We start from the raw sequence: 9138 nt of genomic DNA on the forward strand, positions 1-9138 counted from the left end.
AAATAGAACAGAAAATAGCAATAAGCAAAATGGTAATATTTGCTACTGTTGTATGCGATCGCACTTTCTCTTGCCTTAACCCAAAAACGCCCCAACTGTGGCAATCTGGGAGAATAGAGAACATACAGACAGATAGTTTAGAGAAATTATCCCGATAGGTTATGCAAACACTTCCAACCCCTCAAACGGCTGCCAAACCCCCAGCATTGGATACCGTTATCCACCGTCGCCAAACCCGCCCGGTATCCGTCGGGAATGTCACGATTGGGGGCGGACATCCGGTGGTGGTGCAGTCGATGATTAATGAAGATACGTTAGATCTTGAGGGTTCAGTGGCTGGGATTCGCCGCTTGCATGAAATTGGCTGTGAGATAGTCCGAGTCACGGTTCCCAGTATGGCGCACGCCAAAGCCCTCGCCCCAATTAAACAGAAGCTGATTCAGACATACCAAGAGGTTCCCTTGGTAGCGGATGTTCACCACAATGGGATGAAAATAGCCCTAGAAGTCGCCAAGCATGTGGATAAAGTGCAGATTAAGGGGAGACAAGCCCTCTGGGGTTATCTAAGTTAAGTTAAGCTCGATACTTGGTAGTTTTCTAAGGGTTTTTGGTTTAAGTATTGCCGCAAGGATAGATAGCTGTAAGGTGTGTCTAGGAGCCAAGAATCCTCGTAAGCTGTTTGGCATTTAAACCTTAATATCAATAATGGCACAATCCTTGTAGTGCGAGCATCTTGCTCGCTACTAATACCCAATTTAAATGCATTACAGCTTACCTTTAGGTCGAGGAGTGTCAATTATCCGACAGTGCGATCGCACTCCTCCCTTACTCATCAATCACCGCCGTGCGATCAAGCAATAGCAGCGATCGCAACTGATCGGTATCCATATCCGTTACCCAGTTTTCACCCGCTTCTACCGTCTGTTCCGCCAACTGCTTCTTGCTTTCAATCATGTCATTAATCCGTTCTTCCAACGTCCCCGTACAGACAAACTTATGCACCTGTACATTGCGAGTTTGACCAATTCTAAACGCCCGATCTGTCGCCTGATTCTCCACCGCCGGATTCCACCACCGATCAATATGGAAGACGTGATTCGCCCGGGTCAAATTTAGTCCCGTTCCCCCCGCTTTTAAGGATAAAATCAGAATTGGGGGACCTTCGGGGTCATTTTGGAAACGGTCAATCATTTCCTCCCGTTGCTTCTTGCGAGTTGCGCCATACAGGAATAAGATTTCCTGATCAAATTGTTTGGCTAAATAGGGTTTCAGCAGTTTACCCCATTCCGCAAACTGGGTGAAAATTAACGCGCGATCGCCTTCCGAAATCGCTTCATCTAACATTTCCTGTAACCGCAGTAATTTCCCAGAACGCTTGGCGTCTTTTAAGGATTTCTCTTTTAATAATTGGGCGGGATGATTGCAGACTTGTTTGAGTCGCATCAGCAAGGTTAAAATTAACCCCTTGCGCTTAATCCCCTCTGCTGCTTCAATTTCCACCAAGGATTCATCCACCAGTTTCTGATACAGGGCGGCTTGTTCTGCGGCGAGTCCACAGAATACCGTCATCTCCTGTTTTTCTGGTAAATCCTGAATAATCGTCTTATCAGTTTTCAGACGGCGCAGAATAAACGGTTGTACTAACGATCGCAAAGTTTGTAAGGAATCCCTGTCGCCAAACTTCTCAATTGGCATAGCAAAGCGGCGTTGAAAAAATTGGCGATCGCCTAAATATTGGGGATTGAGAAAATCTAAAATTGACCACAATTCCGATAGTCGGTTTTCCACAGGGGTTCCGGTTAAAGCAATGCGAAATTCTGTCGGCAGTTTCCGCACAGCTTGCGACTGTTTCGCGCCTGAATTTTTGATATTCTGCGCTTCATCTAATACCACACCTTGCCAGGATACCGATTCTAGAGTTGTGGCATCTCGATACACTAATGGATAACTGGTAATTACTAAATCCTTGGTCTTCACTGCTTTAGCAAATGTCTTGCCTTTTGAGCGTTTATCGCCGTGGTGGACAATAGCTTTAAGCGTCGGAGCAAATTTTTTCACCTCCCGTTCCCAGTTTCCTAGTACCGATGTGGGACAGACTAATAATGTGGGCGATTCCAGAACATCTTGTTCTTTTAAATGAAGCAAAAAGGCAATGGTTTGAATTGTGTTATGACAAAGAATGTTATTTGCCACAAAGTTGTGATGGTGGCTGACTTCAAAATCATACACCCATCCCTCATAGTCGATATCCTCAATGTCCTGAATTTGACAGTAGAAAACGTCTTGATCCAGGAGACGCTGTAAGCGTTCTTTAGTGAAATTTAATTGGGGTTTGTCCAGTTTGGTATAAGCGTCCAGAGTTTGAGATGTCCACTTCGATGGTTTTTGGTGTCGATAGTCTCGTTCCGCCACACCACTGATGATGCGATCCATTCCGGCGACAACTCGTTCTAGGCTAGCTCGTGAAAATTGCTGTGAGCCATTGATATAGACTGTGTTGTGCATCCCCAAATGCCGGATTGGTAATTGAGTCGCTGTGACGGTTTCCGCTACGATATCAGATGCAGGAATTTCTTCTACATTCGTGTTACTGACTCGTTCACATATTTCTGTTAATTTGCGCTGTTTTTCTGAATAATTAAATCCAATCTCTTGTAAGAATCGACGCGCTGAATTGCCACCGATTGTACCATTATAGACGGATTTTCTGTCTGATGTAGTAGATTGGTCAGGGCGCAAGCCTTGCGCCCCTACAGTCATCTGGACTTCAGTTTTGGAATTGCTAGAGTCAGTCTGAAGAAGAGATTTGGCATTGGTTTCTCGTTTGTGTTGTGGTGTAATTTGCAACCAAATGCCGAAGCGTCGTAGCAGTACAGAGAGTTGCTGAATCAGTAAAGGGGAAGCTGTACTAATTTCAATACTCCGCATCTGAGAAATAACAGACGCTTGTGCATCGAAATAGTTTTGGAGGAAGATCTTCACCGTATCTCGATCTGCCTGCATAATAAAATCTGGGATAGATTGCTCATATCCTTCAGCAATTTGCCAAGCCAGAAACTTCACCAAATCCGGATCTTCGGGTTGCCCCTGCCAAATCATTTTGGCAGGTACACAAACGTAATCCCCCACCTGAAAATTAGTCGTCCAACCGTGATGGGTTAATAGTTTATGACGATAGGTAATCGTAATTCGGCTCCCATCTTTAAGCTTAACGGTGCGTAGTTTTTCCTGCACTCGCTGGCGATAGAGACGCTGAATGGGAGCGGTGGTCATTTTATGGGTTTGTGAGTCAATGGCATTAACCTGTAACGACTCTGTTGGCTGACTCCAAAATCCCTCTCCATCAAATTCCGCTTCTGTTGCATACTGTTTCCAAATATCTTCAGCTTGGATAACGGTTCCATTGACGGAAATTAATGTACTAGGCGCGACGCATTTTCCTAATCCCATATCGTCCGCTAAACAAGCCCCTAACCCCCAACGTTCTAAAAAGGCTAACCAACTTGCGCCTCGAAGTTGATACGGGCGTAATGTACCGTTAAAGTCTTGGGGAACGTCGATAGGTTCAATCGTGCGATTTCCAGTTAAATTAGTAATTAACTCTTGCAGCGCCCCGGATGCTTCAAAGTGAACGACAGGCAATTTTCCTAAAGTTTTAGTATCGCCTGTTGCCAGTCGCAAGGCGTCTTCGACTGACAAACTCATATCTTCCTTGGAAGCTTTCATGATGGTGTGCGCCGCCCGTGCATCCGCAGGTTGCAGGGCAATCCATTCTCCATTCACTTCCACTAAGGGGGATTTGAGTGACATCAACCGTTGGAATTCAGATTTGGAGAGTTTCGTATCACCAATTGCCAAATCCCATTTAAATTTCAGCAGGCTTTGTAACCCTAACCGTTCGTCTTTCTTCGATTTGGGCGCTTCTGCGGTAATACTAATACCGAGGCGTTTTTCTCCTGATCCGGGGGCTAATCCTGGGGGTAAGATAATCCCTAAGCCACTGTCTTGTAGTCGCCATGCACTAGCTTTGATGAACTCATATACTTGGACAGGATTGAGTTCACAAAACCGGGGACAGCGTTCGTGTAAGCTGGCTTCCAAGGGAGGATAAAGGCGAGAGGCTAATCCTAATCCCTTGAGTAGGGTTTCTTGAGGCTGTGCAATGGTTCGCCCGTGATAGTCTAATTGTTCGATAGGATGCCGCCAAATCGTTTTGGCATCGACTAATAAGTCTGCCTCATCCATGGCTTGCAAGCAAAAGTCAAGCCGCCAGTTGGCTTCATCGGGTTCTGGGGGTTGCAAGACTAAGCAGGTGCGGAAGAGATTTTGGGTTAAGCCTTGGGTGGTGGGAGTAACTAGGTGCTGTTGAATCGAGGTTGTCCAATTAGACAGGGCGGTATCTAAACGGGCGATCGCCATCGGTTCAACGTTTAGGTTCTCCTTGGCGCTACACAGGGCTTGCAGCCATTCGGGGATGGGTGAGGTAGCAGTTGGGGGTGATAGTGATTCAACCCAATTTTGCACCTGAGTATCAATGGCGTGTCTTAAAAAATTCAGGATTAGGGATTGGGGATGTGGTGATTGTAGAGACGTTGCATGCACCGTCTCTGCATTGCCGTCATACGCCTGACACGCTAAGGGCATGGATTGGGTAAATTCGGCTAATCGGGTTTGATCCGTGGCGCTGTCGAGGAGGGGTTGCCAGTAGGCGATCGCTTCGCCATTAGACTGGCGATATAATCCAGGTAAAAATTTGCACCGAGTCAGTAAGTCTAAACTCCAGCGATAGACATGCGTCCAAAATCGTAAATCTGATCCGACGTAATTATCGGCAACATTGAATCCCCCTAAGGGCAGAGATTGCAGAAAGGGGAGGGCGGCTGAGGGGGTGAGACGATAGCCTGAAACCTGCCAGTGGTGTAGTTCCAGGGATGAAGAATCCTCTGTTGGGAGTTGGGCGGAAAGAATTGGGTAGGCTGGTGTCTTGGTAGCTGCGGGGTGAGTGGGTAGAACTAGGGTTTGGGTTTGCCAGGAGGCGATCGCACTCTCGCTGTCCCCTTTAGTTTTTCGGCTGCTGGATTCGGGCAGGGTTAAACCGCGATCGCCTAAAAATTCGCTTAACTCTGCTTGTGTCATTGCAAAAGGATGGGGCATAATCCCCGTCTTGGCGGCAGAGTCAACAGAGGCTAAAGGACGCCATTGTTCTCCCCAAATAAATAAATAATTATCAGATTCGCCTGTAATCCAACTACCATGTAAAATTGCCATGTTTATAGAAAAATGAAAATGTCCGAATAGTGAAGCGAAGGCTCAACACTCAACACTTAATCGGGGCGGGTTTTGAACAAAAGTTATCGCCAACAGCATCAATAAATTCCCTAAACCCGCCCCTACACACTCAAATCCCTTCTCAAAGCATCATTATTCCATAAATGCTAGGATTGCGACAGAGAAAAAAACGTGATAAAGAGAGAAGGGTAACGAACCAAATGGTAGAGTTAGACAAATCAATATCCTTTGATGGACGGGATATTCGGCTAAGAGCCGGTCTACTAGCACCCCAAGCTGGGGGATCTGTACTAATTGAGTCAGGAGATACAGCGGTTTTAGTTACGGCGACTCGCTCAGCGGGTCGAGAAGGCATCGATTTTCTCCCCTTATTAGTAGACTACGAGGAAAGACTGTATGCAGCGGGTCGAATTCCCGGTGGGTTTCTGCGCCGCGAAGGGCGTCCTCCGGAAAAAGTTACACTCACCAGCCGTTTGATTGACCGCCCATTGCGCCCCTTGTTTCCCAGTTGGCTACGGGATGATATTCAGATTGTAGCCACAACCTTGTCCATGGATGAACAAGTGCCACCGGATGTGCTGGCGGTAACGGGGGCATCGGTAGCGGTACTGCAAGCCCAAATTCCATTCTATGGTCCGATGGCAGCAGTACGAGTGGGGCTAGTTGGAGATGATTTCATTATTAATCCAACATACCGCGAAATCGACAATGGTGATCTAGATTTGGTGGTCGCGGGTTCTCCCCAAGGGGTGATTATGGTGGAAGCCGGGGCAAATCAATTGCCAGAACGGGATATTATTGAGGCGATTGAATTTGGCTACGAAGCCGTACAGGATTTAATTGCGGCTCAAGAAAACCTGCTCAAAGAGTTGGGAATTGAGATTATCCAAGCCGAACCCCCAGAAACCTCATCGGAACTGGAAGAGTTTATTCGCGATCGCGCGACGAAACCGATTAAGAAAGTCTTGTCTCAGTTTGACTTCGATAAGCATGATCGCGATGAAGCCTTGGATGAGATCAAGGAAAATGAAATTCTGGCTCCCATCGCTGAACGTCCAGAGGATGATCCCCTGCGCGTGGCGGCGGCTGATAATCAACTGCTGGGGAGTGTGTTCAAAAGCTTGACCAAGAAGCTGATGCGATCGCAAATTGTTGAGGACGGGGTGCGCGTTGATGGGCGTAAACTGGATGAGGTGCGTCCGGTGTCGTGTCAGGTGGGTCTATTACCCTCTCGTGTTCATGGCAGTGGTTTATTTAATCGAGGCTTAACTCAAGTCCTGTCTACGGTGACGCTGGGAACGCCTGGTGATGCTCAAATGTTGGATGATTTGAATCCAGAAGAAGAGAAGCGTTACCTGCACCACTATAACTTCCCGCCCTTTTCCGTGGGGGAAACCAAACCCATGCGATCGCCGGGACGCCGGGAAATCGGTCATGGGGCGTTAGCGGAACGGGCGATTATTCCCATATTACCGCCGCAAAATGAGTTTCCTTATGTGATTCGGGTGGTATCGGAGGTGCTTTCCTCTAATGGTTCAACCTCGATGGGTTCGGTTTGTGGATCGACGCTAGCATTAATGGATGCTGGGGTGCCGATTACCAAGCCTGTCAGTGGGGCGGCGATGGGATTGATTAAGGAAGGCGATGAAGTCCGAATTCTCACCGATATTCAAGGAATTGAAGACTTCTTGGGCGACATGGACTTCAAAGTCGCGGGAACGGATAGCGGGATTACCGCGTTACAAATGGACATGAAAATCACCGGGCTGCCCATGGAAACCGTTGCCAAAGCGATTGAACAAGCCAAACCAGCACGACTGCATATTTTAGAAAAGATGCTGGCGGCAATTGACAAACCCCGTCCTGATTTGTCGGCGTTTGCCCCACGCTTACTGACCATGAAGATTGATCCGGACTTAATTGGCTTAGTGATTGGTCCTGGCGGTAAGACGATTAAAGGGATTACGGAACAAACCGGTGCCAAGGTCGATATTGATGATGATGGCACGATTACCGTTTCTGCGGTTGAAGGGGAAAAGGCAAAGAAAGCGATTACCCTAATTCAAGGGATGACTCGTCGCTTAGAAGAAGGGGATGTATATGCAGGGCGCGTAACTCGAATTATTCCCATTGGTGCCTTTGTCGAAGTGTTACCGGGGAAAGAGGGAATGATTCACATTTCCCAACTGGCAGATTATCGTGTCGGTAAGGTCGAAGATGAGGTTGCTGTTGGCGATGAAGTGATTGTGAAAGTTCGCGAAATTGACAACAAAGGTCGGATTAATCTGACTCGTTTGGGAATTCATCCCGATGAAGCAGCCGCAGCGCGTGCAGCAGCGACTACTTAGAGGGTTTTGGAGTTAGCTGAACGTTACATCAATTGCCCGTAGCTGGGTTGATTGAATAGGGATTTTGGATTAGGATTCTAATCTTAAATCCCCTAGCTTTATTTTTAAGAGAAGGCAGAAGGGAAAGAGGATTAGTCTCAACAACTAAGCTAATTACCGATACCATCACAGAGAGCGCGATCGCTCAGTCACGCAAATATGTAAAATATATTTATTAGGTTGTCTCAGTCTCCGTTCATGATAAAGACAATCGCTTGCCTAACTGTCAACATATAACTATGCCAACTGTTCTCAGGAAAGATGGCTTTGCTGTCCGTATCTACTTCAACGACCATTTGCCGCCTCATGTTCATGTCTTCAAAGGTGGAGGGCAAGCAAGAATTAGCTTGAGAGGTGAAACTGAATATCCGGAACTGGTTCAGATTGAAGGTTTGAGTAATAAAGAAGCTGTCAAAGCGTTGGAAATTGTAACCGAACATCAAATAGAACTACTCAAAAAATGGGAGGAAATTCATGGTTAATTCAGGTTGGGATGAGACAAGGCTAAAAGCCGCGATCGCAAAAGCAAGAGAAGCCGCAGCCGTTGCCAATACGGTTGAACCGAGGGCGGAGTCGGCGTATTATGACCCAAGTCGCGATCGCGTGGTAATTAATTTGAAGAGTGGGGCGACGTTTAGCTTTCCCCCAGCATTAGCGCAAGGGTTAGCCGATGCTTCTCCAGAGGATTTAGCTGAGGTTGAAGTGACGCCATCGGGGGATGGGTTGCATTGGGAAAAGCTGGATGCGGATTTTAGTGTTCCGGCGCTTTTGGCAGGTGTCTTTGGCACGGCGGCGTGGATGGCTCAGATTAAGATGAAGGTAAGTTAGGGCGCGATGTTTGTTTGTAAGTGGGTGGACATAATTAACGTGAACGGTGAAGATTGTCATTCGTCATTCGTCATTCGTCATTCGTCATTTGTAATTAAGCTAATTAGAAATGCCGTCGCAGAGAGCGCGATCGCTTTCACTCAGGTTTGGGTTATAGGTCAGATAATTGTGCACCCAATTACATCCCTGTACCAGTAAGTTATCTAAATCCAGATTCCACAGTTTAATTGTTTGATCACCACTGCCAGAGGCTAAGCTTTTCCCATCGGGGCTGAAACTTACACTACTGACCCATGAATCATGTCCGGTGAAAGTGGCAATCTCTTCCCCTGTTTCTCTATTCCATAGTTTTATTGTATTATCACCACTGCCAGAGGCTAAAGTTTTACCATCGGGGCTAAAACTTACACTATTGACCCTTGAATCATGTCCATAGAGAGTGGCAATAGTTTTACCCTGAAGGGGTGACAAGCAGCTCAAAAGCTCGGCAGGCAAAGCATTTCACCCCTCTTTCCCTCAAAAAGATGGTAGCTTATTGACAGGTTTATTGAGAATGAAAAGGGGAATGAGAATGATAATCATCTGGGTGACTCACAGGGAGTCTGTTGGTTATCTTTAATCCTTAAATGTTCCC

At 46.8% G+C, this 9138-nt stretch carries 5 protein-coding genes and 1 pseudogene; 4 read left to right on the forward strand and 2 right to left on the reverse strand.

Annotated features, from left to right (window positions below; genetic code table 11):
- Positions 1 to 161: 161 nt before the first annotated feature.
- A pseudogene (locus RIG66_RS23060) lies at positions 162 to 536 on the forward strand (flavodoxin-dependent (E)-4-hydroxy-3-methylbut-2-enyl-diphosphate synthase); the annotation flags it as partial.
- Between the two features lie 289 nt (positions 537 to 825).
- On the opposite strand, the gene RIG66_RS23065 reads toward RIG66_RS23060, so the two are convergent.
- Positions 826 to 5268, reverse strand: a complete 4443-nt coding sequence (locus tag RIG66_RS23065) for an SNF2-related protein (RefSeq protein ID WP_446381047.1) — start codon at positions 5266 to 5268, stop codon at positions 826 to 828.
- Between the two features lie 221 nt (positions 5269 to 5489).
- On the opposite strand from RIG66_RS23065, the gene RIG66_RS23070 reads away from it, so the two are divergent.
- From RIG66_RS23070 to RIG66_RS23080, 3 genes are all read left to right on the forward strand, one after another.
- On the forward strand, positions 5490 to 7637 hold the full coding sequence (locus tag RIG66_RS23070; protein WP_446381048.1) for a polyribonucleotide nucleotidyltransferase: 2148 nt from the start codon (positions 5490 to 5492) through the stop codon (positions 7635 to 7637).
- Between the two features lie 278 nt (positions 7638 to 7915).
- Positions 7916 to 8158: a DUF4160 domain-containing protein gene (locus RIG66_RS23075; protein ID WP_446381049.1), complete on the forward strand. Its 243-nt coding sequence runs from the start codon at positions 7916 to 7918 to the stop codon at positions 8156 to 8158.
- Positions 8151 to 8504 carry a DUF2442 domain-containing protein gene (locus RIG66_RS23080; protein WP_446381050.1) on the forward strand — a complete coding sequence of 118 codons (354 nt, stop codon included), beginning with the start codon at positions 8151 to 8153 and terminating at the stop codon, positions 8502 to 8504. The genes RIG66_RS23075 and RIG66_RS23080 overlap by 8 nt, the downstream gene beginning before the upstream one ends.
- A 99-nt stretch (positions 8505 to 8603) precedes the next feature.
- Here RIG66_RS23080 and RIG66_RS23085 read toward each other — a convergent pair whose 3' ends face one another.
- Positions 8604 to 8999, reverse strand: a complete 396-nt coding sequence (locus RIG66_RS23085) for a WD40 repeat domain-containing protein (RefSeq protein WP_446381051.1) — start codon at positions 8997 to 8999, stop codon at positions 8604 to 8606.
- Positions 9000 to 9138 lie beyond the last annotated feature (139 nt).

It is taken from the genome of Coleofasciculus sp. E2-BRE-01, assembly GCF_040221695.1.
Classification (GTDB): domain Bacteria; phylum Cyanobacteriota; class Cyanobacteriia; order Cyanobacteriales; family Coleofasciculaceae; genus Coleofasciculus.